This is a genomic window from Anaeromassilibacillus sp. 1001302B_160321_C8, from assembly GCF_015554745.1.
GTDB classification, from domain to species: Bacteria; Bacillota; Clostridia; order Oscillospirales; family Acutalibacteraceae; genus Anaeromassilibacillus; species Anaeromassilibacillus stercoravium.
The window spans coordinates 114,875-139,124 of record NZ_JADNJD010000006.1 but is presented as its reverse complement, the minus strand read 5'-3'; the positions used below and the strand labels follow the sequence as shown (position 1 = coordinate 139,124).

Annotated in this window: 21 protein-coding genes and 7 tRNA genes; all 28 read right to left on the bottom strand. The window is 54.7% G+C overall.

The window, feature by feature from the left end; all coding sequences use genetic code 11:
- Window positions 1-946: 946 nt before the first annotated feature.
- Window positions 947-1,036: transfer RNA gene (locus I2E77_RS06170), tRNA-Ser, on the bottom strand.
- 41 nt (window positions 1,037-1,077) lie between these two features.
- Window positions 1,078-1,166, bottom strand: a tRNA-Ser gene (locus I2E77_RS06165).
- 180 nt (window positions 1,167-1,346) lie between these two features.
- Window positions 1,347-1,421, bottom strand: a tRNA-Cys gene (locus tag I2E77_RS06160).
- Between the two features lie 7 nt (window positions 1,422-1,428).
- Window positions 1,429-1,504 (bottom strand) — tRNA-Gly (locus tag I2E77_RS06155).
- 5 nt (window positions 1,505-1,509) lie between these two features.
- Window positions 1,510-1,585, bottom strand: a tRNA-Phe gene (locus I2E77_RS06150).
- Between the two features lie 5 nt (window positions 1,586-1,590).
- Window positions 1,591-1,667: transfer RNA gene (locus I2E77_RS06145), tRNA-Asp, on the bottom strand.
- Between the two features lie 6 nt (window positions 1,668-1,673).
- Window positions 1,674-1,750: transfer RNA gene (locus tag I2E77_RS06140), tRNA-Val, on the bottom strand.
- Window positions 1,751-1,917: 167 nt separating this feature from the next.
- Window positions 1,918-2,805 (bottom strand): Hsp33 family molecular chaperone HslO, encoded by an 888-nt coding sequence (gene hslO / locus I2E77_RS06135; protein WP_087233429.1) that lies wholly within the window; start codon window positions 2,803-2,805, stop codon window positions 1,918-1,920.
- 15 nt (window positions 2,806-2,820) lie between these two features.
- A complete protein-coding gene (locus I2E77_RS06130) occupies window positions 2,821-3,564 on the bottom strand; it encodes a class I SAM-dependent DNA methyltransferase (RefSeq protein WP_191395963.1) in 744 nt (247 codons plus the stop codon).
- Complete coding sequence (locus tag I2E77_RS06125) at window positions 3,561-3,878, bottom strand: YerC/YecD family TrpR-related protein (protein WP_191362818.1); 318 nt, start codon at window positions 3,876-3,878, stop codon at window positions 3,561-3,563. Before I2E77_RS06125 ends, I2E77_RS06130 begins: the two co-directional genes overlap by 4 nt.
- Window positions 3,879-4,081: 203 nt before the next feature.
- Window positions 4,082-4,681 carry a ribosome biogenesis GTP-binding protein YihA/YsxC gene (gene yihA, locus I2E77_RS06120; protein ID WP_191362817.1) on the bottom strand — a complete coding sequence of 200 codons (600 nt, stop codon included), beginning with the start codon at window positions 4,679-4,681 and terminating at the stop codon, window positions 4,082-4,084.
- 45 nt (window positions 4,682-4,726) lie between these two features.
- Window positions 4,727-7,162: an endopeptidase La gene (gene lon / locus I2E77_RS06115; protein WP_195450820.1), complete on the bottom strand. Its 2,436-nt coding sequence runs from the start codon at window positions 7,160-7,162 to the stop codon at window positions 4,727-4,729.
- A gap of 215 nt (window positions 7,163-7,377) precedes the next feature.
- Window positions 7,378-8,685, bottom strand: coding sequence for an ATP-dependent Clp protease ATP-binding subunit ClpX (gene clpX / locus I2E77_RS06110; RefSeq protein WP_087233414.1), 1,308 nt, complete (start codon window positions 8,683-8,685; stop codon window positions 7,378-7,380).
- Window positions 8,686-8,740: 55 nt separating this feature from the next.
- Entirely contained in the window at window positions 8,741-9,322 is a 582-nt protein-coding gene (gene clpP, locus I2E77_RS06105; RefSeq protein WP_087233499.1) for an ATP-dependent Clp endopeptidase proteolytic subunit ClpP, read from the bottom strand.
- A gap of 183 nt (window positions 9,323-9,505) precedes the next feature.
- On the bottom strand, window positions 9,506-10,837 hold the full coding sequence (gene tig / locus I2E77_RS06100) for a trigger factor (protein WP_087233411.1): 1,332 nt from the start codon (window positions 10,835-10,837) through the stop codon (window positions 9,506-9,508).
- A gap of 338 nt (window positions 10,838-11,175) precedes the next feature.
- Window positions 11,176-11,871: a metallophosphoesterase gene (locus I2E77_RS06095; protein ID WP_087233496.1), complete on the bottom strand. Its 696-nt coding sequence runs from the start codon at window positions 11,869-11,871 to the stop codon at window positions 11,176-11,178.
- Window positions 11,872-11,909: 38 nt separating this feature from the next.
- A complete protein-coding gene (gene thrC / locus I2E77_RS06090; RefSeq protein WP_087233408.1) occupies window positions 11,910-13,424 on the bottom strand; it encodes a threonine synthase in 1,515 nt (504 codons plus the stop codon).
- Window positions 13,425-13,553: 129 nt separating this feature from the next.
- The gene (locus I2E77_RS06085; protein WP_195450819.1) at window positions 13,554-14,480 is read right to left on the bottom strand and encodes a dipeptidase; all 927 of its coding nucleotides are present in this window, start codon (window positions 14,478-14,480) and stop codon (window positions 13,554-13,556) included.
- Window positions 14,467-14,829: a YraN family protein gene (locus tag I2E77_RS06080; RefSeq protein ID WP_207738200.1), complete on the bottom strand. Its 363-nt coding sequence runs from the start codon at window positions 14,827-14,829 to the stop codon at window positions 14,467-14,469. The genes I2E77_RS06085 and I2E77_RS06080 overlap by 14 nt, the downstream gene beginning before the upstream one ends.
- On the bottom strand, window positions 14,826-15,443 hold the full coding sequence (locus I2E77_RS06075; protein WP_191362813.1) for a ribonuclease HII: 618 nt from the start codon (window positions 15,441-15,443) through the stop codon (window positions 14,826-14,828). Before I2E77_RS06075 ends, I2E77_RS06080 begins: the two co-directional genes overlap by 4 nt.
- Before the next feature lie 7 nt (window positions 15,444-15,450).
- A complete protein-coding gene (gene ylqF, locus I2E77_RS06070; protein WP_087233399.1) occupies window positions 15,451-16,332 on the bottom strand; it encodes a ribosome biogenesis GTPase YlqF in 882 nt (293 codons plus the stop codon).
- A 21-nt stretch (window positions 16,333-16,353) separates the two neighbouring features.
- On the bottom strand, window positions 16,354-16,944 hold the full coding sequence (lepB, locus tag I2E77_RS06065; RefSeq protein WP_243252540.1) for a signal peptidase I: 591 nt from the start codon (window positions 16,942-16,944) through the stop codon (window positions 16,354-16,356).
- 24 nt (window positions 16,945-16,968) lie between these two features.
- Complete coding sequence (lepB, locus tag I2E77_RS06060; protein WP_330608914.1) at window positions 16,969-17,592, bottom strand: signal peptidase I; 624 nt, start codon at window positions 17,590-17,592, stop codon at window positions 16,969-16,971.
- Window positions 17,593-17,659: 67 nt separating this feature from the next.
- On the bottom strand, window positions 17,660-18,004 hold the full coding sequence (gene rplS, locus I2E77_RS06055) for a 50S ribosomal protein L19 (RefSeq protein ID WP_087233396.1): 345 nt from the start codon (window positions 18,002-18,004) through the stop codon (window positions 17,660-17,662).
- 260 nt (window positions 18,005-18,264) lie between these two features.
- Window positions 18,265-18,792 (bottom strand): putative immunity protein, encoded by a 528-nt coding sequence (locus I2E77_RS06050; RefSeq protein WP_195450818.1) that lies wholly within the window; start codon window positions 18,790-18,792, stop codon window positions 18,265-18,267.
- Between the two features lie 81 nt (window positions 18,793-18,873).
- Complete coding sequence (locus I2E77_RS06045) at window positions 18,874-19,533, bottom strand: TIGR03936 family radical SAM-associated protein (protein WP_191405466.1); 660 nt, start codon at window positions 19,531-19,533, stop codon at window positions 18,874-18,876.
- Complete coding sequence (locus I2E77_RS06040) at window positions 19,520-21,361, bottom strand: TIGR03960 family B12-binding radical SAM protein (protein ID WP_191441856.1); 1,842 nt, start codon at window positions 21,359-21,361, stop codon at window positions 19,520-19,522. The genes I2E77_RS06045 and I2E77_RS06040 overlap by 14 nt, the downstream gene beginning before the upstream one ends.
- Window positions 21,362-21,607: 246 nt before the next feature.
- On the bottom strand, window positions 21,608-24,232 hold the full coding sequence (locus I2E77_RS06035; protein WP_191395957.1) for a heavy metal translocating P-type ATPase: 2,625 nt from the start codon (window positions 24,230-24,232) through the stop codon (window positions 21,608-21,610).
- Window positions 24,233-24,250 lie beyond the last annotated feature (18 nt).

The window sequence follows — 24,250 nt, the reverse complement described above, 5'->3', positions numbered from 1 at the left end:
ACGTTCCAACCGATTGGGAATAAACCGACCGGTTCACATATAGTTTTCCATCACTGTCGGGATTTCTCTCTAACGTCAGCAGGGGGTTCCAGAACCTTATCATCTCCCTGCATAGCCAATGACTGGCCCCGCTTGGATCATTCGTATCCAACCGGTTCTCCACGAACCTGTCTCCAACATCTCCCGGAGCTCAGGGAAATATCATTCTGTGACATGGCGTTACCTCCGGACAAAAAAGCACCCTGCGCCTGTCTGTCTTTATGACGGAGAGACGCAGGGCTAGAAAAAGGCCGCAAAAAAGTAGCACACCCTTACGGCTGTGGTCTCGCAATTCTGTAGTCCTTGCCTATCGTAGCTCAGGCACTTGCTAGAGCCATATTTATGCAGGTTGGTCATACAAACCTCATTGTTATTAGCCGGTATGGAATAGACAGGGCTGGATTGAGTTTTATTATAGCATAAATGAGTAGATAAGGGAAATAGCCCTTCTGATTTTCTAAGAACCATATGTCCCAATCTATATCCTGAAGCTGTAGCAAACTGCAACAAATTAAGGCCGTCATCCTCAAAAGCGAAAAAAGAGGCCAACAACGATTTTGATCGCCTTCTTAAAAAGTAAATTCCGTGTTCCATTTTATTTGAAATCTCATGTTCTTTACCTATGGATAACAAACTTAATTGCCTAATTTCAACACCGCAAAACAAAGAAAAACCGCATGGACACTGGATTTTCAGCATTCATGCGGTAATCGATTCTATCTGACCATTACGAAATAGATATCCGCTACAAGCACGGGCATAAAGCTTTAAAGTTTAAAAAAACGCGGTCGCGAATTCTGACCGTAGGTCTGGCTGTCTGTTACAAAATAGATTCCCACCCAAAGCGCGAGAAGAAAGCTTAACAAAAAAACTGAGTCCGGAACGCGAATTGCGTCCAGACTCAGTCTGGCGGAGAAGGAGGGATTTGAACCCTCGCGCCGGTTACCCGACCTACTCCCTTAGCAGGGGAGCCCCTTCACCACTTGGGTACTTCTCCATGTTGGTGAATTTCAAAAAATATGTGACTTGAGAGAAATGTGGCGGAGAGGAAGAGATTCGAACTCTTGGCCCCTTGCGAGGTCACTGGTTTTCAAGACCAGCTCCTTAAACCACTCGGACACCTCTCCGAGTCTCGTTTGCAACGAAAATTATTATACTGTATTTCAACCGCTTTGTCAATCATTTTCCGCAATTATTTTTAATTTTTTTGTAAAATAGCGATAGTTCTTCTGTATTGCATGACATAGAAACAATTAAAAATAAACAAAAAAATCCCTGCAACCGATCTGGTGCAGGGATAAAATTTTTGGAGGCGTCACCCAGATTTGAACTGGGGAATCAGGGTTTTGCAGACCCATGCCTTACCACTTGGCTATGACGCCAAAAAGTTGGAGCGAACGACGAGGCTCGAACTCGCTACCTCCACCTTGGCAAGGTGGCGCTCTACCAGATGAGCTACGTTCGCATAAATGGTGCCTCCGGACGGAATCGAACCATCGACACGGGGATTTTCAGTCCCCTGCTCTACCAACTGAGCTACAGAGGCAAATATGGCGACTCGGAACGGGATCGAACCGTCGACCTCTAGCGTGACAGGCTAGCGTTCTAACCAGCTGAACTACCGAGCCGGATATTGGTGGGGACAATAGGACTCGAACCTATGACCCCCTGCTTGTAAGGCAGGTGCTCTAACCAGCTGAGCTATACCCCCTTCTCGTTCGCTGCTGTTCATCAGCGACGTGTTATATAATACTATAAGAGCCTGCAAAAGTCAATACCTTTTTTCAAATTTTTTCTAGTTTTTTTCGGGATGCCGCCATGCCGCTATAAGCCTCCGCAAGGCGGCTATTTTCCCATAAAACGCAATTACAGAATCCCTTATTTCTTCGCCACACTGTCCGCAAGTTTATCCAATTCCTCTTGAGAAAAGCGATAGGCGCGGTTGCAGTATTGGCACTTGGCCTCCATAAATCCGTCTTCCAAGGCCAAGGTGCGGATCTCCTCTGGGCGGAGCGTCGCCAGCGCGTTCTCCACGCGTTCCTTGCTGCAATTACAGGCATAGGCCACGGGAGATTCGTCAAGGATCTCCATCTCAAAGCCCTGGAGGACCGCCCTGCACATGTCTTCGATGGTCATCCCCTTCGCGAGCATGGTGGTCACCGGTTCCAACACCGCCACATTCTGCTCCAATTGGGTGATATCCGCATCCGTCGCACCCGGGAGCACCTGCACCAGCATACCGCCCGCCAGCAATAGCTTGTGATCGGCCTTGTCCACCAGCACCCCCAGAGCACACACAGTCGGGATCTGTTCGCTGGTCGCATAGTAGTTCGTAATATCCTCCGCAATCTCGCCGGAGACGATCTCCACCTGGCCGATATAAGGCTGCCCGGAACCAAAATCGCGCAGCACGCCCAGCAGTCCATCCTGCCCCACAGCAGCGCCCACATCCAGCTTTCCATTCGGCTTGAGTGGAAGGTCCACCTCAGGATGCTCCACCCATCCACGGCAATTTCCGTGGCTATCCGCAATTGCCACAACCGACCCCAGCGGGCCGCCACCATTGATCTTTAAGGTCAGGGAGGCGTCCTCCTTTTTGAGCATCGCCCCCATGATGGATGCGCCCGTCAACAGGCGGCCAAGTGCGGCAGTCGCCACAGGGCTGGTGTTATGCACCTGCTGTGCCGTTGCAACTAAAACGGTGGAGTCCACCGCCGAGGCCATAATTGCCCCATTCGATGTGATACATCTGATCAGTCTATCCATACAATCGAAACCATCCTATTTCTTTTTGCGCGCGGCAAACACCACACGCTCTTCCTGTTCGCCCGGCTCTTCCAAGCTGAGATCCGCAAAGCGGTACACCACGTCAAACCCCGCTTGATTCAGCATGTGAAGAAGCTGTTCCTGCGGATAGGCGCGCTCATAGAAGTGTTCCCCACTTCTATGGTACAGGTTCCCCTCCCGGCCGAAGAAATCCAGCTGGATGCTGACCCGATCGTTCTTTTCCTCGTAATGGTTTTGCCAAATACAGTAAACCTCGTCGGTATCATACAAAAAGATGTTATCGGCCAATACATGACGGTGCTTATACACCGTATTGACGTCGAAGAGAAACCAGCCGCCGGGATTCATAAACAGGGACACACGGTCAAAGGCGGTCTGTACATCCTTTTCCAGCGTCAAATGGTTGATGCTGTCCAAGGCGCAGATCACCGTGTCCACTGTGCCGTAAAGATCGAGCTTTTGCATTTTTTGACATAGAAACAACAGGTCCAGGCCGCTCTCCGCCGCCTTTTGGCGTGCAACCGAGAGCATATCCGCAGACCCGTCGATTCCATAAATGTCCATCCCCCGCTTTGCCAATTCCACCGTCAGACTGCCGGTCCCGCAAGCGAGGTCGAGCGTTAAACCGGGCGCATGGCCCAGATGCGCAAGCAATGTACAGAGATAATCTGCCCGCCGCGCATACTCCACATTATGTGTCAAACTGTCGTAGTACTGTGCAAAGGAAGCGTAACTCATTTGTCCTCTTCCTTATGTTCCCCATCTTTTACGTCCAAACGTCCAAAGACTAAGGCATAGCCGTCGCAACCGTAGTTGAGGGAGCGGTTGACGCGGCTGATGGTCGCTGTCGAAGCGCCCGTTTCCGCCACTATATCGCTGTAGACGCGCTTGGTGCTCAACATATGAGCCACCAACAGGCGCTGGGACATTGCCTTGATCTCCGGCACTGTGCAAAGGTCCTCAAAAAAATTGTAGCATTCATCCACTGTTTTCAAGGAAAGAATCGCCTGAAACAGGAAATCAACACTCTCATCTTTGATCTTGGAGTTCAAAAAGATCACTTCCCTATTATATTTATAGCAATCCCACGGACAAGGGACCCCATCGAAAATAAGCCGCTCCCATTTTCACAAAAGCGATGTAAATTCCGATTTATGAAACTACTATAGTAAGATAAAATTTTAGCACATAAAAGTAAAAAAGTAAAGGGGCAAACGACATATTTCCTAGAGAAGCAATTAAAATAATCTATTTTTTAGGAATTCTGCACAGAATCCATGCAGGCCAACTCGATTTGCCTGCGCATCTCCTCAACACCCTCCCCGTTTACCGCGGAAAAGGGGATGAGGAGCGTGTCCGGCAACTCTTCAAACAGCGTGCAATAGGCGTCAAGCTGCTGTGTACGCTGCGTCTTGTTGAGCTTGTCACTTTTTGTTGCAGCGATCAAAAACGGCAAGCCTGCCTGCACCAAAAAGTCGATCATATGCAGGTCGTCCTGGGTCGGCATGTGGCGAAAATCCACAATCTGCACCACCAGCCGGATATTCCGGCCCGCATTTAGGTATCCTTCCACCAGCTCCGCCCAACGCAGCTTTTCCGAGGCGGAAACCTTCGCATACCCGTAACCCGGCAGATCCACCAGGCGGCACTCTGGAAGGCGGTAAAAATTGACCGTCCCTGTCTTCCCCGGCTTCGCGCTGACACGTGCCAGCGATTTGCGGTTCAGCAATTTATTGATCAACGAGCTTTTCCCCACATTGGAGCGGCCGGAGAACACAATCTCCGGCACGCTGGAGGGGGGGAGCTGTTCCACGCGGCCCGATGCGGACTCAAACGCGGCATTTTGGAAATTCATTGGGATTTCCCCTTTCTACTGGTCTGTTTCCCAGGGCGCCCCCGCCTATTGCGGGAGCTGCGGCGCCGTCGCCGCCGCTTGGCCCGCCGCAGTGGGCAGGATGCCGGAGGGCGTGTGTGCAGATTCCGGCTTCGGCTCCGGCATACGCACCAGCGCGGCCTCCAAAACCTGGTCCACCTTCTGCACCGGCAGGAAGTGCACGCTGTTTTTGACCACGTCGTCCACCTCAGCAAGGTCCGGCACGTTGTCCGACGGAATGATGACCGTCTTAATACCCGCGCGGTACGCCGCCATGGTCTTCTCTTTGAGGCCTCCAATCGGCAATACGCGGCCCAATAGGGTAATCTCCCCTGTCATCGCCACATCGTGGCGGATCGGAATATTGCATAGCGCCGAAGTGATCGCCGTCGCCATCGCGGTGCCTGCGGAAGGTCCATCCTTCGGGATCGCTCCCTCCGGCGCATGAATATGAATATCATACTTTGCATGGAAATTGTGGTCGATTCCCAGCATGGAGGCACGCGTACGGATGCAACTGATGGCCGTACGCGCAGATTCTTTCATGACATCGCCGAGGGAACCCGTCAATTCGATTTTCCCAGTGCCCTCCATCACCGCCACCTCGATCGGCAAAAGCTCGCCGCCAACGCTTGTCCAGGCCAATCCGTTGACAAGGCCCACTTCATCCGTCTTGTGTAAATCGTCGTTCTTAAACTTCGCAGGTCCCAGAAGGCCCTCCAAATCCTTCGCAGCGATGGTGATTTTCGCCTCGCCGTCCTCCACCAGCTTGACCGCACATTTGCGGCACAGCGCGGCGACCTGCCTTTCCAGATTGCGCACGCCTGCTTCGCGGGTATAACCGTCGATCAGCGCATGTACAGCGGCTGGCTGAATGCGAACCTGCTTAGAGGAAATGCCGTGCTTTTTAAACTGCTTGGGAATCAAGTGCTTAGTCGCGATCTGGAATTTCTCCTCATGGATATAGCTTCCCAATGTGATCACGTCCATACGGTCCGCCAGCGGTTCTGGGATTGCGCTATAATCGTTTGCCGTTGTGATAAACATGACATCGCTCAAATCAAACGGCATATCGATATAATGATCGTAAAAGGTGGCGTTTTGCTCGGAATCCAGAACCTCCAAAAGCGCGGAGGCCGGGTCACCGCGGAAATCGTGGCTGAGCTTGTCAATCTCGTCCAGCAAAAGCAGCGGGTTCTTTGTCCCCGCCTGCTTGATGGCCGAAATGATACGTCCCGGCATGGCGCCCACATACGTCTTACGGTGGCCCACGATGTCGGATTCATCCCGCACGCCGCCGAGGGAGACGCGCACATATTTGCGCCCAATAGCCTCTGCAATCGAACGCGCAATGGAGGTCTTGCCAACGCCCGGAGGCCCAACCAAGCAGATGATTTGCCCCCTGATATCCGGCGATAGCTTTTTAACCGCTAAGACCTCCAGGATGCGCTCCTTGACTTTCTTCAAACCATAATGGTCGCGATCGAGAATTTTACGCGCCTTTTCTAAGTCAATGTGCTCCTTGCTGGTGGTGTTCCAAGGCAGTTCCAGGCAATTCTCCAAATAGCCCACGATCACCCCTGCCTCATGCGAGCCATACGGCAGTTTTGCCAAGCGGTCGCACTCCTTCAGGAGCTTTTTCTCCTGCAATTCCGGAAGCTGGAGCTTTGCGATGCGGTCGCGGAATTCGTCAGCCTCCTCCTGCGGATTGTCGTCCTCTCCCAACTCATAGGAAATCGCCTTCATCTGCTCGCGCAGGAAATATTCCCGCTGATTCTGATCGATCTGCTCCTTGGCCTTCTCGCTGATCTGGCTTTCGATCTCAAGGACCTGCACTTCACGCTGCAAGATCTCCACGAGCTTGTTCAAGCGTTTGACCGGGGAGAGCTCCTCCAAAATGCGCTGTTTCTGTTCATAATCGAACATGATATTGGCAGCGATAAAGTCCGCAAGCTCCCCACAATCCTTCTTTTGCACCACACCGACGACAATATCCGGCGGGACGCGGCTGTAGTTTTGCAGGTACTGCTCAAAAAGGGTCTGTGTAAAGCGGATTAACGCCTCACTGCGCTGGGTCCGGCGGTAAGCACGGGTTCGAACCGGCAGGACCTCTCCCAGCAGGAACGGTTCGCTCTCCTGGAGGCTCTCCAATTCCGCCCGGTACAGGCCCTCTACAAAGACCCGCACGCCCTCTTCCGGATGGCGCACCACCTGTTTGATCTTCGCCACCACACCGATGCGGTACAAGTCCTGGAACTTCGGCTCATTTTCTCCGAGATCCTTCTGCGCCACGAGAAAAATCAATTGATTCTCGTCCATGGCCTTGGATAGCGCCAGAATCGACTTCTTTCTGCCTACGTCGAATTGCAGCATCATCCCTGGGAAGACCACCAGTCCACGCAGGGCCAACACGGGCAGTACCATATTCTCATCTCGCCTATTGGCCAATTCAATCGTACTCATGTGAATCCCTCCAAGTGCCCAAAGACATCCGGAAAAGCATCCGGGGATCCTTTGGCTCTTCTGCGGCGCCCTCCTTTTGCTTCAAAAATCCTGAAATCCAAGTGGGGACGCTCCTAGTAGAAATGGCTGCCGCAAGGCGGAGGGCTTTTCAGCCGCCCCGCTGCAACAGCCATCGTTCTTCAAATCGATTGCGCCCCGCCGTTCGCGGATACGCATCACGCGGTATCTTTTCTCCCGCGTTTTCTCGACGTTGTAATCTTGATCTTAACAGGCTTGCGATCCGGATTATAGGTGAGCAAAGGCGGTTCGCCCTTCTCCACCGTTTCCGGCGTAATGGTTACCTGTTCCACCGTGTAGTCTGTGGGTACCTCGTACATCAGCGGCGTCAAGATCTCTTCCATAATGCTCCGCAGACCGCGTGCGCCGGTCTTGCGCTCTATGGTCTTGCGTGCAACTGCCCGCAGTGCTTCCGGCTGGAATACCAATTCCACCTTGTCGAGCTGGAACAGCTTCTTATACTGGTTCAGCAGGCTATTCCGCGGTTCTGTGAGGATGCGCACCAACGAATCCTCATCCAGCCCATTCAGCGCAGCGATGACCGGCAAACGGCCCACCAGCTCCGGGATCAAACCAAATTTGACCAGATCGTGCGGAATGACATCCTGCATCCAAGCTGTGGTATCCAAATCCTTCTTGCTGCGGACATCCGCACCAAATCCCATCGAAGAGGAAGCCGTGCGCTTTTCCACGACCTTCTCCAATCCGTCAAAGGCTCCGCCGCAGATAAACAGGATGTTGGAAGTATCGATCTGCAAAAACTCCTGCTGGGGATGTTTGCGCCCGCCCTGCGGAGGCACGTTCGAGATCGTTCCCTCCAAAATCTTCAGCAAAGCCTGCTGCACACCCTCGCCGCTCACGTCGCGGGTGATCGACGGGTTCTCCGACTTGCGGGCAATCTTATCGATCTCGTCGATATAGATGATCCCGCGTTCGGCGCGCTCAATGTCGTAGTCCGCCGCCTGAATTAAACGCAGCAGAATATTTTCCACGTCCTCGCCCACGTAACCGGCCTCTGTCAGTGTGGTGGCATCCGCGATGGCAAACGGCACATCCAGAATCTTGGCCAGTGTCTGTGCAAGAAGTGTCTTTCCAACGCCCGTGGGTCCCAGCAAAAGCACATTGCTCTTTGTGAGCTCCACATCGTCTTTTCCGTAGTAAATGCGCTTATAGTGGTTATAGACTGCCACGGACAGCGCAATCTTGGCCTCGTCCTGCCCAATCACATATTCGTCAAGCTGTTTTTTGACTTCCTGCGGCTTTGGCAGCACGGCAGAGGTCTCGCTGTAGCTGCTCTTACGGGTGTTCAGACTGTTTTCGTCCTCCAAGATGGACATACACAGCTCGATGCATTCGTCGCAGATATAAACGCCGGGGCCGGCGATCAGCCGGCGCGCCTCGCTCTGCGGCTTTCCACAAAAGGAGCAGCAAATGCCTCTCTCTTTGATGTCGTCGTTATTGGGCATTCGTATCACCAACCTATCTCAATCACAAAAGGTTTCCTACAGGAAGCGCTTTCCCTCAACGATGTTCAATCACCTTATCAATGAGGCCGTATTCCATCGCCTGCTCCGCGGTCATGAAATTATCGCGCTCCGTATCGCGCTCGATTACCTCCAGCGGCTGGCCAGTGCGCTCAGAAAGGATGCGGTTCAGGCGCTTTTTGGTCTGTAGGATATGGTTCGTATGAATCTGAATATCGGTCGCTTGCCCCTGGGCGCCACCGCTCGGCTGATGGATCATAATATCGCTGTTGGGCAGCGCAAGGCGCTTGCCTTTGGCGCCCGCCGCCAGCAAAAATGCACCCATGCTGGCCGCCATCCCCATGCAAATCGTGGATACATCGCATTTGATATACTGCATGGTGTCATAGATGGCCAGGCCCGCAGTCACGGAACCGCCGGGGCTGTTGATATAGAGGGAAATATCCTTACTTGGGTCCTGTCCTTCCAGGTAGAGCAGCTGCGCAACTACCAAACTGGAAGTCGTGTCGTTCACTTCTTCCGTCAGCATAATGATGCGGTCGTTGAGCAGGCGGGAGAAAATGTCATAAGAGCGCTCTCCGCGGCTCGTCTGTTCCACCACGTAGGGGACCAAGCTCATATCGGTATAGCTATTTCCAAAAATCATCGTAGAATCCTCGATTCTCCACGCGAAAATCTATAAAGGGCTTGCCGCCGTGTTCCGCGTGGGAAGCACGGCGGCTTCAGCAGCGGAGACCTGCGCCCCCTCGGTGACAAACACGTACAGAGCTTTGGCCGCTTTTCCGCTGATTATACAACAAACTTATTCCGCGTCCTTCGCGTCTTCTGCCTTGGCGTCCTCCGCCTCGTCGGCCTCGGTCACAACTGCATTGTCGCGCACAACCTGGATGGCCTTTTCCACGGCGATGTCCTTGACAAGCTCCTCCTTCGGAATAAAGGACTTGACCTTCTCCACGTCGAGCTCATAGTTCTTCGCCAGCTTCTCATACTCCGCCTCGATCTCCTCGTCGGTCGGCTGGATGTTCTCAAGCTGTGCAATCTTTTCAAGTGCAAGGCGAACCTTGACCTGGCGCTCTGCCTGCGGGCGGAAGGACTGGCGCAGTCCGTCCATATTCATACCCGTGTACTGCAGGTATGTATTCAAGTTCAGGCCCTGGGACTGCAAACGATAAGCGAAATCGCGGACGTCGTCGTTCATACGGTTCGTATACATTGCCTCCGGGATCTCCGCCTGGACCAATTCCACGAGCTTGTCGATCAGCTGGTTCTCCACGCCGTCCTTGGCCTGGGCTTCCGCTGCGTCTTCCAACTTCTTGCGCACATCGGCCTTGTACTCGTCGAGCGTATCGAAATCGCTGACGTCTTTTACAAAGTCGTCGTCCACTTCCGGCAGTTCCTTCATCTTGATCTCATGCAGCTTGATCTTGAACACCGCTTCTTTTCCTGCGAGTTCCTTGGCCTGGTAATCCTCCGGGAAGGTCACCTTGATGTCAAACTCTTCGCCCGTCTTATGGTCAACGATCTGCTCCTCAAAGCCCGGAATAAACTGGCCGGAACCGAGCGTCAAGCTGAAGTTTTCCGCCTTGCCGCCTTCGAAAGCGACATCGTCGACAAATCCTTCAAAGTCGATCACAGCGATGTCGCCGTTCTGCGCAGCGCGGTCTTCCACCGTCACCATGCGGGAGTTGCGGTCCTGCACCTTGGCGATTTCTGCGTCAACCGCTTCGTCGGTCACGGCAACTTTCGCCTTCTTCGCTTCAATGCCCTTATATCCCTCGATCTGCACTTCCGGCTTGGTGGTGATGGTCGCTTTGAAAACAAGACCGTCCTTGCCGGCGGAAACGAGGTCAAAATCAATTTTATCTTCAATCATGTCAAGCTTCGCTTCGTTGACAGCCTCTTCCAATGCGTCCGGATAGAGCGCATTGATCGCATCCTCATAGAAAACCTCTTGGCCATAATATTTCTCGACAAAAGCGCGCGGAGCCTTTCCCTTGCGGAAGCCAGGGATCACAATTTTCTTGTTCTGCTTATGGTATGCCTGATCCACCGCTTTTTCAAAAGTTTCGCCGTCGATTTCAACTTCCAGCTGATAGCGATTGGTGTCAACCTTATTGCTTGATTTCAGAGCCATTTTTATTCCTCCTGCAAAATTGCAAATTATCTTAGTTATTATAGCACAACAGTTCAGGATATTCTACCCATTGTAAAAATATTCAAAAAATGTTCACGGCTACGCCGAAGGCAGCCACTGGACCGCCCGAAGGCCTTCTGAAAAGAGAAGCCGCGCAGCGAGACGGAAGAGCCTTTCTTCCAGTACCGCTCCTGCCTTTTCACTCGAACACCAGCCTGCGAACAGCCTCTGAGATGGCCATCGCTCCGGGTTTTTGCAAGGAAAAGCCTCGCTTGCGCGGAGCGGAAGGGCTTTCCTTCCCCCTCTCCGCTTTTCTCTCGGCCTGCCGTGTAAAATTTTTATTCTCCTCGGACCAGCAGAGGCAAAAACTTCAGATGGTCGCAGGAAATCAGCACCATCTTAATCCCGGCATATTCGCCGGTGATGGCACGCCGCGCCGCTTGGCTTCCGTGGATATGCCCAAAATAGCAGGTCTTAATCCCCCGCTTGACCAGGACGTCGAGAATCTCCCGGCATTCCGCCCCATCGTATACGGGAGGGTAATGCAGGAACACCACCGGGTCGCCGCCCTGCCGGATCCCATCGTCGATGGAGGCGTTTAGCCGCCCAACCTCGCGATTGACGATCTTGACGTCCTCGTCGCTCTCTGCGTTATAAAGCCATCCGCGCGTACCGCAGAGCGCCATCCCGTCCGCGAGCACCGCTGAATTATGGATCACGCCGATACTGTCAAACCCCTTCTCCGCAAGGAAAGCATCGATCTTTTTCCGGGTGGACCACCAATAATCGTGGTTCCCCTTCAAAAGCCATTTCTTTCCCGGCAGCGAGTGGATAAACGCAAAATCCTTCTCCGTCTCTTCCAGGCGCATCGCCCAGGAGATGTCCCCGGCGATCACCACGGTGTCCTCTTCAGAAACGACAGCGCGCCAATTCTTTTCCAGTTTTTGTACGTAGTCCTGCCATCCTTCAAAGACGTCCATCGGTTTATCCGTGCCCAAGGAAAGATGCAGGTCCGCAATTGCAAATACGGCTATTGTAATCGTCCTTTCTAAAAATGGAAGGCCGGAAGCTTTTATTCCTTTGCGATGCCCAGCCCGCTGAGCACCATATCGCTCATGCCGTCCGGCGTACAGCATTGGGTGAAGCGAACCGGCTTTCCTTCCAGCGCGGCGATGGGCTGCGGGATGGGCGCTCCGGTGAGCGCCTCCAAAGCGCGCACATTGGCAAGGTCGTCGCCACTTGCTTTCGTTTGGTCAACCGACAGCAGGACGCTGGTCGCGAATTTATAGGGATTTGCGGTAGAAGCAACAACCGTAGGCGTTTTCGTATCCTGGGTTTCCGCCAGATAATGCCGGTACACCTGTATCGCCACCGCTGTATGCGTGTCGCAAACATAGTGGGACATATTGTAGATTTCATGAATGGCCCCGCATGTCTGTGCATCGTCGCAGAAGCCCGCGTAAAAGATCTCCTGCAACTGTTTCAGAATCTCCGGCTCTACTTCATACCGTCCAGTCTCGGAGAGCTGCTGCATCCAGCCCGCCACGCGCTCGCTGTCGCGCCCCGTGAGGTCATACAGCAGGCGCTCCAGATTGCTGGATACCAGGATATCCATGGACGGCGAAATCGTCGTGAAGAACTGGCGGTTGCGGTCATACACGCCGGTGCGCAGGAACTCCGTCAGCACATTGTTCGCGTTGGAGGCACAGATCAACTTATGGACCGGCAGTCCCATCTTCTTCGCATAATATGCGGCCAAAATATTGCCAAAGTTGCCCGTCGGCACGACAATATTGATTTCCTGCCCCAGCTGCACCTTTCCCACTTTCAGGAGATCGCTGTACGCGGAGAAATAGTAGACAATCTGCGGAAGAAGGCGTCCCCAGTTGATGGAATTCGCACTGGAAAACATCATGCCATTTTCCGCTAGGGTTTCCTTCATCGCCGGATCGGTAAAGATGCGCTTCACGCCGGTCTGTGCATCGTCGAAATTGCCCTCGATGGCGCACACAGCGACGTTTTCGCCCTCCTGGGTGGTCATCTGGGTCTTCTGCATCGCGCTCACACCGTTCTGCGGGTAGAACACCATGATCTTTGTCCCCGCCACATCGCGGAAGCCCTCCAAAGCCGCCTTGCCGGTATCGCCGGAGGTCGCCACCAGGATCACCGCTGTCTTATCCGAGTGGATTTTTTGCAGGGATTTCGTCAACAGGTGCGGCAGAAGTTGGAGCGCCATGTCCTTAAACGCACAAGTCGGCCCGTGCCAAAGCTCCAAGAGATGCACGGGGGCCGGACAATTCGGCAGCTCCACCAGGGGCGCAGGATGCCCTCCGGAAAATTTCTCTCCACCATAGGCCTTCTTCACACATTCGCGAATTTCCTCCGGGGTAAAATCCGTCAGGAAATCTCCGAGAATCCGCTCTGCACGGTCGAGGTATGTGCCGTCCTTCATCCCCTCCAGCACGGAGGAATCGTACTGCGGCAGGCTTTCTGGCACAAAAAGGCCCCCATCCTCGCTGATTCCCTGCGCAATGGCCTGCGCCGCGGAGACATGCTCGGCGCTATTCCTTGTGCATTGATAGTTCATGTTGTTTCCTCCTTCTGTTTTCCGCCGTCCCAAAGCGCGTTTGAAAGCCCCCAGCGGATGCGGGAACGCTTGAAGATTTTCAGCCGCGCTTTTGTCGCCGTTCTATTTTATAATAGAAATGTACAGTTGTCAAAGAGAAGTGAAAAAACGGTATGCATTGTCAAAAAAAATTGCCTGGACGAGCGATTCCGGGTAATTATGCCGCAACATACAGTCCCCCAGTGCCTCCACGGACTCGACCCCCGTCATGCCGTCCGGAAGGTCCGTTCCATCAAAATCCCCTCCGAGAGCAACCGTCTTTTCGCCGCCCAAAGAAAGAAAGTGCTCGATGTGCCGCAAGAGGTCGTCCACACCGGCTTCCCAAGAGTCGTCCAGAAAGCGGCGCACAAAGGTCACACCGACCACGCCGCCCCGGTCCCGGACCGCGCAAAATTGGCTGTCCGTCAGGTTGCGCGGATTGTTACAGAGCGCGCGGGCATTGGAATGCGTGGCCAGGAACGGCCTTTGGGCCCTTTCTGCCACCTCCCAAAAGAGCGGTTCGCCCGCATGGGATACATCCACCGCGATGCGGTTCCGTTCCAGCTCCCGCACAACCTCCCGGCCGAACGGCGTCAGCCCCTTGGGATGGGCCACTTCCGCGCCGTCCCCGATCTCGCAGGAGGCGTTCCAGGTGAGCGTGACCGCTTTGACGCCGCACTCCTTGAGCCGGTCCACACGCTCGAGCCGGCCGCCGAGCGCCGCGCCGCCCTCCACGGTAAAAATTGCGCCGCACTTTTCCGTCCGCGCCGCCTCCTGGAAATCCTCCTCATCCCGGCAGATCTTGAGCTTATCGCCGTGCAGAGTCTCTTGGCGCAAGAGTTCCCCATACACCGCTTCAAAGTAGCGGTAAGCCGCCTCCCCGCGCAGCTCGTCGGGAATCCATGCGGCAAAACACTGAAGCCAAGGGTGGTATGCTGCACCGCGCTTTAAGCAAAGGTGCAGGTCGTTGTCCCAGAGGTCCTTTTTCTGTTTCCAACACTCCGCAATGGTGTCGCAGTGCAGGTCAAAATAGTTCATAGCCGCCTCCATCAAATGCATCTTCGAGGTATTCCACGGACGGTTCCCCCTGCCCGACAACAACCGCCGCCACATCGAAGCGCGGTTGCAGATCCAGTTCATGCGCCTGCAAATAATCCAGCGCCGTGCGTATGAGCCGTTTCCTCTTGCCCGGTGTCACGGCTTCCAGCGGGCCGGCGATCGAATCCGCCGAGCGGGTTTTGACCTCTACAAAGACAATATACGGACCGTCCACGGCAATCATGTCTATTTCCCCATACCGGCTGTGGTAGTTCCGCTCCAGGATCTCCCAGCCCTTCTTTTGCAGATACCTGGCGACCCATTCTTCGCCAAACGCACCACTGTTCAAAGGGATTCCCCCAGAATCTTTTTCAAAAAGGAACGCCGGTGGATGGGGCACGGCCCATATTGCTGTAAGAGCTCCCGGTGAAGCTTCGTCCCATACCCTTTGTGTTTGGCAAATTGATACTCCGGATAGAGTTTGTCCAGCTCCAGCATCAGACGGTCCCTGCTCACTTTCGCCAAGATGGATGCGGCCGCAATGTTGGCGGAACAGGCATCCCCTTTCACGATCGTCTCCCCCGGGATATCCAGGGGCGGCATGCGGTTGCCATCGATCAAAGCATAATCCGGGCGGACAGAAAGCCCCTCGCAGGCACGGCGCATTGCCAAAAAGGTCGCTTGGAGGATGTTGATCTCATCGATCTCCTGCTCTGTGGCAAATGCGATGGAGGTGCTGATCGCCGTTTCCTGGATGACGTCAAAGAGCTGCTCCCTCTTTTTCTCGCTCAATTTTTTGGAATCGTTGAGTCCTTCGATCTGCACGCCCACGGGCAAAAGAACAGCGGCAGCGAACACCGGGCCAGCCAAAGGGCCGCGTCCCGCTTCGTCGATGCCGCATACCTGTACAAATCCCCGTTGGCGCGCCGCCGACTCGTGTGCAAACCAGTCGATCTGTTCCATACGCACCTCATTTTCCCGCCGGGGCAGGGGCTGCCTCCAGCGTAATACGCCCCATCTTTGCGCCGCGGAATTCATCCAACACCGCAATGGAGGCGCGCTCTGTGTCAATCTCGCCGCCGGAAATCAGCATTCCGCGCTTTTTTCCGATCCATTCCAAAATCTCATATCCTTTTAATTCGGAAAGGTCAATGTCCCCGAGCTTATACCGCTGCTTGACCGCATCCGCATAGCGGTCCCGCAGGACCTCCAACAGCCGCGAAGCCAAATGCTCGGTGTCGACCACCTCGTCCTTGACGGCGCCGGTAAAAGCCAGGTGTTCCCCGACCTCCTTGTCCTCGAATTTCGGCCAGAGTACGCCGGGGGTGTCCAAGAGCTCAAAGCCCTTTGCAATCGAGAACCACTGATTGGAGCGTGTAACGCCCGGGCGGTCCTCGACGTTCGCCTTGCCGCCCTTGGAAAGGCGGTTGATCAACGAGCTCTTCCCCACGTTCGGGATGCCCACCACCATCACGCGGATCTGGCGGCACACCATGCCCTTTGCTTGCCATGCGGCGATGCGGTCCTTCAAGACCTCTTTCACCAGCGGGATGAATCCGTTCAATCCTTTGTTGGTTTTGCAGTCGATGGCGATCGCGGGGATCCCCTGCGCCTTATAATACGCGATCCAGCGGGCGGTCTGCGCCGGGTCCGCCATGTCGCACTTGTTCATCAAAATGACGCGCGGCTTCGATTGAATCAGCTTGTCGAGGACCGGGTTCCGGCTGCTGACCGGAATACGCGCATCGATGATCTCGGCCACCGCGTCCACCAGCTTTAGGCTCTTTTCAATCTGCCGCTTGGTCCGCGTCATATGGCCCGGAAACCATTGAATGGACTGTGCTTCGCTCATACGATCCCTCCTGTCGTGTTTCTATAGAATCTTTCCAAAACGGCTAAAGGGAAATACCACGAATTCCGCCTTGCCCAGCACATACCGCTCGTCGATCATCCCCACCGCACTGCTGCGGCTGTCGTTGGACACCGCCCGGTTATCCCCCAGCACAAAGAGATGCCCCGGCGGGACCGTCAGCGGATAGGTATAGTCGGACGGCTGCGTGGTGATGCCGTTCTCAATATATGCGCTTTCATCCAGAGCTTGTCCATCCACATAGACCGTTCCGGTTTCAAAGTCGATGTCCACCGTCTGGTTTTCCAAGGCGATCACACGCTTGATGATCGGTCCCTGGAGCTTTGCCGTATGGGTGATTACCACCACATCCCCCTGCTTTGGCTGGTAGAAATAGCTCGTCAACAAGACGCGGTCGTTGCTCTGCAAGGTCGGCAGCATGGAAGGCCCGCTCACATTGACGATGCGAAACAGCAGGGTGAACAGAAGCACCACTACGATCAGCGAAGAGATCAACGCCTCCAGCCATTCATAGCAGTGCGCCACAAAACGTTTCACCGGCTGGACTGCATGGCGCGGCCCGCCGGTATATTCCATCTTTTCCCTCTCATTCAACAGGGACCAGAGCTCCTTTTTTCATCACGAAACCCATCCGAATTCGGAGAACGGCTGATAGATCATCTGTACCTTTCCGATGATACAGCGCTGGTCGATCATCCCGACCTCGGAATCGCGGCTGTCTTTGGAGACCGTGCGGTTGTCCCCCAACACAAAGACATGGCCTTCCGGAACGGTCTGGGGAAACTCCACGTCATACTGATCCCGTGTGATGCCGTTCTCGATGTATGCGCTCTCATCGAGCTGTTGGCCATCCACATAGACATAGCCGTTGTCGAAATCGATGTCCACGGTCTGGCCCTCTGTGGCGATGATGCGCTTGACGATCACCTCGTCTAACTGCGTACCAGAACCATCCACAACGACAACGTCGCCCGCCTGGGGGGTATAGCCGATGCAGGATACCCATACCTTATATTGGTCCATCAAGGTCGGCTCCATCGACGGCCCAGAGACCGTAATGCTACGGATTACAAATGTGAAAAACACCATAATGAGGATGAGCGCAGGGATAATCGCCTCCATCCACTCATAACAGCTTTTGACAACGCCTTTTTGCGGGTCTTGTGCAACCGCAGCGTCATCCTCTCTGGGGGAAAGATTCTGTTGCTCCATAGCCAAATCCACCTGCTTTCTCAACTGCACGGAAGACATTCCTCCCCGTGCGATAAACAAAAAAGGGACATCACATGTCCCTTTTTCCATCGAATGCTTATCTGATTTGTTCCTTGACCTTCGCGGCCTTGCCGACTCTGTCGCGCAGGAAGTACAGCTTTGCACGGCGTACACGGCCCTTACGAACGATCTTAATACCCTTGACGTTCGGGGAATGCAGCGGGAACACTCTCTCCACGCCGACGCCATAGGAAACGCGGCGAACCGTAAACGTTTCGGAGATGCCGGAACCCTTGCGGGCGATCACAGTGCCCTCAAACACCTGAATTCTCTCGCGATCACCTTCGCGGATGTTAACATCAATGCGGATGGTGTCGCCAACCTCGAACTGGGGAATTTCCGTCTTTACGGAATCCTGAGCAATCAATTTCAATGCGTCCATGTGTATCCTCCTAAATTTTTCAGACATTCATACCGGTGTGATCCGGCAGAGGACTGTCCGCTTCAATGTCGCGGAATCATCCGGGCACTGAACCCCACCGAAAGAGTGCGGCGGTTTCCAAATGCCTATATATCATACCACAATCCGCCAAAACGTGCAAGGATTTTTTCCGCTTTTTCGCATCTTTCTCGTCCCATCCCCAAAATTCTTTTTTCGGGATGCAGAAATGCGAAAATTAACCGGCGGCCAAAGCGTCCCTATCAGCAGTTCCAGTGCAGTTTCGCCGGATGGGGTTCGTCCGGTATGCAGGCCTTTTGCAAAGAGGCGTAGGCCCTTTGGAACTCTACAGCGGCCAGCTCTTCGTACTCCCTCGCGGTCCTATCCAAACCGGCCTGGCTGTATGCGACGGCCGCGGCCCCATAAAACAGATAGCCCAGCGCATTGGTCGGCGTTTGAACGGTGGAACAGGCCACAGAAACCGCGCGGGCCGCTGCCTGCGCGACCGGATGGTCCGCTAAAGCGCGGGCGACCTGCGCCGCCTCCCGGAGCAGCGGCTTGAGTTCATTCAGTGACGTTTGCCCCTTCCCATATGCTTCACAAGCAGCCACCGTTTCCGCCAAGCGCCGTTCCCCCGGGCACGCCGCTTCAAAAACCGGCAGATAATGGGCTTTCGCATAGGCGACCGCCCAATCCGCCAGCGTCTTCTTACTCTGCGTCTCCATCAGCCGCATCAGGGAGCGGCACTCTTCCGATTGAACGTTTCCAAGCATCTTTCGCAAGTTCGGCATCGCGGTTGCCTCCTATCTTCTTTAAAAATCCTCCCGTCTCACAGCGCGGCCATTAGGCCGCTAAAAAACAGAATGGCTGCCTCATTGAAACGCATGGAACTGTTCGTCGTAGAGGTTCGTCCGCCGGATCTGCGTATACAGATCCAGCCCCAATTCTTTTTGAACCGCCTCCAACAGCAGGCTGGGGTTGACATTCATCTCGCTTCCAGCGGGAAGCATGGCGCGAATCTCCACCTTTCCCTCCACAGGGCACACCTCCACACGGTCCAGATACGGGCGGATGTCGAAGTCGATAAACCCACTTTTGGTGTGCTTGGGGACGACAAGCGAATCCCGGTGAAACAGCTCTGTCAACTGCTGGGCCAATGTGCCAGCGTCCCGGCCCTCGGGGTCCACGGTCATCACAAACGAGGCATACGCGATCTTTCCCGGTTTCATCACGGGGTCCGTCACAGCAAACACCGGCAAGTCGTCCGGCATCGCCGCGTTTAAGCGCTCCAGCAGCTCTTCGTTGGACAAGTTGTCGTCCTCCAACTTGATGTCCACGCTTTCACGCTCGCCCGCCACGCCCAGGGACAACGGCAGCGCAAAGGTCAAAAGCGCGCGCGGGTTAAAGCCCTGCGTATACCACAGCGGGATTTTCGCACGATGAATCGCCCGCGACATACAGCGGGTCAGGTCCAAATGGGAGATAAACCGCGTGGTCCCAATCTTCCGGAACCAGATTCTAACGGTCCTCATAGCAGATCCCTCCCTTAAAGCAAGCTGCGCCGCAGGCGGAACACGCCTCGCGGCAATTCGGAGTTGTGGTGTCCGCATAGGCCCGCTGGCATTCCCGGATTAGGAACTCCTTTCGGATGCCGTAATCCAAATGGTCCCAGGGAAGCACCTCATCAAAACTCCGGCGGCGGTTGGCATAAAACGCCGGGTCCACCCCGCAGGCTTCAAACGCCTCCATCCAGCGTGGAAGCGAAAAATAATCGTTCCACCCGTCAAACTTGCATCCCATCCGATGCGCTTCTTCCAACACAGCGCAAAGGCGGCGGTCGCCGCGTGCAAACACAGCCTCCAAAAAGCTGGTGTCCGCATCGTGGTAGTTGCAGGTGATTTTCCGCGTCTTGACCGACTGCACCAGATGGCGCTGCTTTTCGTGCAGCAGCGGGATGGGGTCCTGCGGCTCCCACTGAAACGGGGTAAAGGGCTTCGGCACAAAGGAGGACGCGCTCAGCGTGACCGACACACCGCGTCCCTTCGGCTTATTGGGATTGGAATAAAAGGCATTGACCACCTTCTGGCCCAATTCCGCAATCCCCGCCACGTCGTCCATGGTTTCGGTCGGCAGTCCGATCATAAAGTAGAGCTTGATGGTGTTCCAACCGCCGGAAAACGCCATATTCACCGTCTTCATCAGCTCGTCCTCTTGGACATTTTTGTTGATCACGTCGCGCAGGCGCTGGGTGCCGGCCTCCGGCGCAAACGTCAGGCCGCTCTTTCGCACGGATTTAATCTTCGTCATCAATTCATTGGAAAACCCATCCACCCGCAGGGAGGGCAGGGACACGCTGGTCTTTTCGTCGCGTGCCCAGCTCAGGAGCTGATCGAGGAGCTCGTCGATCTTGGTATAGTCGCTGGTGCTCAAAGACGAGAGCGAAATCTCGTTGTATCCCGTGCTGTCGCAGAGGGCGTGGCACTGACGGTCCACCACCTCCACCGACTTCTCCCGCACTGGGCGGTAAATAAACCCGGCCTGGCAGAAGCGGCAGCCACGGATGCAGCCGCGGAACACCTCTCCGACCGTCCGGTCGTGTACGATTTCAATGTACGGCACAACAAATTTCTCCGGGAAATACGAGCGGTCCATATCGAGCATCAGGCGCTTCTTGACTGTCGCGGGCACTCCCGGCTCCGGCGTTACCGCAGCAATGGTATGGTCTTCGTTGTACGTAACCGTGTAGAGGGACGGTACATAGACTCCCTCGATCTGCGCCGCGGCCCGCAGGAATTCCTCCTTGGAGCGCCCTTCCTTTTTATAAGCGCGGTATAGGTCGATCACTTCCAGATCGACCTCCTCCCCCTCTCCAAGGAAAAAGAGATCGACAAAATCGGCCAGCGGCTCCGGATTGCAGGTGCAGGGACCGCCCGCCACGACCAGCGGCGAAAGCCCTTTCCGGTCTGCACTGCGCAGCGGGATATGCGCCAGATCCAGCATATTCAGGACATTGCTGTAGCTCAGTTCATATTGCAGCGTAAATCCCAGTATATCGAAATCGTGGATGCTATCCCCGCTCTCCAACCCAAAGAGTTCCATTCCATTCCTGCGCATCTGCTCTTCCATATCCACCCAGGGGGCGAATACACGCTCACACCAGATATAGTCCTTTTCATTGAAAAGGCTATATAAAATCTTCATGCCCAGATGGGACATCCCGACCTCATACGTATCTGGAAAGCAGAAGGCAAACCGCACATCGACTGCATGTTTATCCTTTACCACGCTGTTCCATTCCCCGCCGGTATACCGCCCCGGCTTCTGCACCTTCATCAATATCTTTTCAAGCTCAGGCTTCATTCTTTTTTCTCCCGTTCTATCGCATTTGAAGCTTTTTGGCAATCTTGAACTTTTATTATACTGTAGTCGTGTCTGCAATGCAACGCCTATCTACCCGTTTTCCTTCCTCTTGTCTGGGTTGGCAGCTGTTTATCGCCTTAAACATAATAATTAAACAACACCGTATATTTCAGAAGTTTTTCTGCATTCCTTGAAACAACGGAACCCCGGAGGCTGTCCTTCGGGGTTCCGTTGCTTGATTGTTTCTTATTCCTCTGTACAGCTGACCGGGGTGTATCCCGCGTCTTTTACCGCATCCATCAGAACCTGATCGGATACCTCTTTCGCAAGGGAAACCGTGGCTGTTTTCTTCTCCAGGTCCACCACCGCTTCCTGCACACCGTCCACGCCCTCCAGCGCCTTTTGTACATGCATCTGGCAGTGCGCACACATCATGCCTTCTACAACCAATACTTTTTTCATTTCAATCGTTCCTTTCTGTTGGTTCAATTCCTGCACAACAGGAACTGAAGGATGGTTTATCTCCGGCAGAGAGGCTGCCGGGGGTTCTGCGACCTGTGGCTCCATCCCCTTCCGTTTGAAGAAGCGGAGGCGCAGGGCGTTGGTTACAACACAGACCGAGCTCAAGCTCATGGCCGCTGAACCGATCATCGGGCTCAAGCGCAGGCCAAATGCAGGGAACAGGACGCCCGCTGCAACCGGGATACCCAGGATGTTATAGAAAAAGGCCCAAAACAGGTTCATGTGGATGTTTCGCACTACAGCGCGGCTCAAGTCGATCGCTGTCGCCACATCCTCCAGGGAATCCTTCATCAAAACTACGTCCGCCGACTCGATGGCAATATCCGTACCAGCGCCGATCGCGATGCCGATATCCGCGCGGGTCAACGCGGGTGCATCGTTGATTCCGTCGCCCACCATGGCGACCTTATGCCCCTGTTCCTGCAAGGCCCGGATGTTGGCCTCCTTTTCGGTCGGCAGTACATCCGATATGGCCTTCTCGATGCCGAGCTCCTTGCGGATGGCCTCCGCGGTCACCCGGTTATCGCCTGTCAGCATCACGACGTGCAGGCCCATCTTGGAAAACTGCTGGATCGCCGCCCGGCTGGATGCACGCACCGTATCGGCCACGGCAATCATTCCGACAATCTTGCCGTCCCGCGCGAACAGAAGCGGAGTCTTTCCTTCCTCTGCCAACTTGGTAACGGCATCGCGGGCTTTTTGCGCCGCGGCATCCTTTACCAGAAGGTTATTTTCCTCCATGAACGCCACATTGCCAGCCAGGTATGCATGCCCGCGGACCGTTGCACGGACGCCGCGGCCTGCTTGCGCCTCAAACGCCTCCGCTTTGGGAATCGAGATACCGGATTGCTGGGCGCGTTCTACCACGGCCTGCGCCAGGGGATGCTCGCTGCCGGTCTCAACCGCCGCAGCCTCTTCCAGGAAGGTCTGCTCCGTCATGGCAGCATCCAGCACGACAATGTCGGTCACGGACGGATGGCCGGAGGTAATGGTTCCGGTTTTATCCAACACGATGGTATCTACCGCATGAAGATTCTCCAGGCTTTCAGCGGATTTGATCAAAATGCCCATCTCGGCGGCCTTCCCCGTTCCGACCATGATGGCCACCGGCGTGGCCAGTCCCAGTGCGCACGGGCAGGAGATCACCAGCACGGAGATGGCGTTCGACAGGGCAAATTCAAAGCTTTGCCCCACCAATAGCCAGACAATGGCGGTGACAATGGCGATCCCGATCACCGTTGGTACGAATACGCCGCTGACCTTATCCGCCAGCCGCGCGATCGGCGCTTTGGAATTGCCCGCTTCGTCCACCAGCCGGATGATCTGGGAAAGCGTTGTATCCTCGCCAACCTTGGATGCTTGGAACCGAAATGTTCCATTTTTATTGATGGTGGCGGAGATCACCGGATCGCCGGGATTTTTCTCTACCGGGATGCTCTCCCCGGTAATGGCCGCTTGATCCACATAGCCGTGACCCTCTATGACCACACCGTCCACCGGGATGCCTTCGCCTGGGCGGATGACGACTATATCCCCGGCGATGACCTGCTCCGCCGGGATGGTCTGTTCCACGCCGCCGCGGATAACCACCGCATTTTTCGGCGCCAGATCCACCAGTTTCCCCAGCGCATCCGAGGTCTTGGATTTGGACTTTGCCTCCAAATACTTGCCGACGGTCACCAGGGTCAAGATCATTGCGGCGGATTCAAAATAGAGGGCATGTGCGTATTCATGCACCAACGCCATATCCCCATGGCCGAACCCGTAGGCCATTCGGAACATGGCAAAAATCCCGTAGACGAGCGAAGCGCCCGATCCAATCGCAACCAGGGAATCCATATTGGGCGCCCGATGAAATAGAGACTTGAACCCATTCTGGAAAAAGTGCCGGTTGATAAACAGAATGGGAATCGTAATCAAGAGCTGCGTCAGAGCAGAAATCAAGGCATTTTCTGTCCCGACCAAAAAACTTGGAGCTGGCAGCCCCATCATCGGCCCCATGGCGACATACATCAGTGGGATCAATAAAACGACCGACGTTACCAGCCGGTGCTTCATACTTTTCCGGCTTTCTTCCGCCCGGTCTTTTCGCGCCTGCCATTCGCTGCGGAATCCGCTCTCCTTGGTCTCCGTTTGCTGCGGCAAGGCCGCGCCATAGCCGATCTTCTGGACCGCTGCGATGATCTCCTCCGGGTGGACCTGCGCCTCATCGTAGGAAACTGTCATCTGGTTCGCCAAAAGGCTGACATTGACGTCCTCGACCCCCTCCAGCTTTTGCACGCACCGCGTGACATTCGCTTGACAGGCCGCACAGGTCATGCCGGTGACATTGTATTTTTCTGTTTTCATAATCTCTTCCCTCCTCTA

Excerpts from the sequence above, each read along its gene's own strand:
- clpX (WP_087233414.1), bottom strand. The coding sequence starts at position 8,685 with ATGCCCAATAACGACGACATCAAAGAGAGAGGCATTTGCTGCTCCTTT.
- yihA (WP_191362817.1), bottom strand. The coding sequence starts at position 4,681 with ATGAATTTCCAAAATGCCGCGTTTGAGTCCGCATCGGGCCGCGTGGAA.
- I2E77_RS06035 (WP_191395957.1), bottom strand. The coding sequence starts at position 24,232 with ATGAAAACAGAAAAATACAATGTCACCGGCATGACCTGTGCGGCCTGT.
- I2E77_RS06040 (WP_191441856.1), bottom strand. The coding sequence starts at position 21,361 with ATGAAGCCTGAGCTTGAAAAGATATTGATGAAGGTGCAGAAGCCGGGG.
- I2E77_RS06085 (WP_195450819.1), bottom strand. The coding sequence starts at position 14,480 with ATGAACTATTTTGACCTGCACTGCGACACCATTGCGGAGTGTTGGAAA.
- I2E77_RS06130 (WP_191395963.1), bottom strand. The coding sequence starts at position 3,564 with ATGAGTTACGCTTCCTTTGCACAGTACTACGACAGTTTGACACATAAT.
- ylqF (WP_087233399.1), bottom strand. The coding sequence starts at position 16,332 with ATGAGCGAAGCACAGTCCATTCAATGGTTTCCGGGCCATATGACGCGG.
- thrC (WP_087233408.1), bottom strand. The coding sequence starts at position 13,424 with ATGAACTATCAATGCACAAGGAATAGCGCCGAGCATGTCTCCGCGGCG.
- I2E77_RS06045 (WP_191405466.1), bottom strand. The coding sequence starts at position 19,533 with ATGAGGACCGTTAGAATCTGGTTCCGGAAGATTGGGACCACGCGGTTT.
- I2E77_RS06075 (WP_191362813.1), bottom strand. The coding sequence starts at position 15,443 with ATGGAACAGATCGACTGGTTTGCACACGAGTCGGCGGCGCGCCAACGG.
- clpP (WP_087233499.1), bottom strand. The coding sequence starts at position 9,322 with ATGAGCTTGGTCCCCTACGTGGTGGAACAGACGAGCCGCGGAGAGCGC.
- lon (WP_195450820.1), bottom strand. The coding sequence starts at position 7,162 with ATGAGTACGATTGAATTGGCCAATAGGCGAGATGAGAATATGGTACTG.
- tig (WP_087233411.1), bottom strand. The coding sequence starts at position 10,837 with ATGGCTCTGAAATCAAGCAATAAGGTTGACACCAATCGCTATCAGCTG.
- rplS (WP_087233396.1), bottom strand. The coding sequence starts at position 18,004 with ATGGACGCATTGAAATTGATTGCTCAGGATTCCGTAAAGACGGAAATT.
- hslO (WP_087233429.1), bottom strand. The coding sequence starts at position 2,805 with ATGGATAGACTGATCAGATGTATCACATCGAATGGGGCAATTATGGCC.
- I2E77_RS06050 (WP_195450818.1), bottom strand. The coding sequence starts at position 18,792 with ATGCCGAACTTGCGAAAGATGCTTGGAAACGTTCAATCGGAAGAGTGC.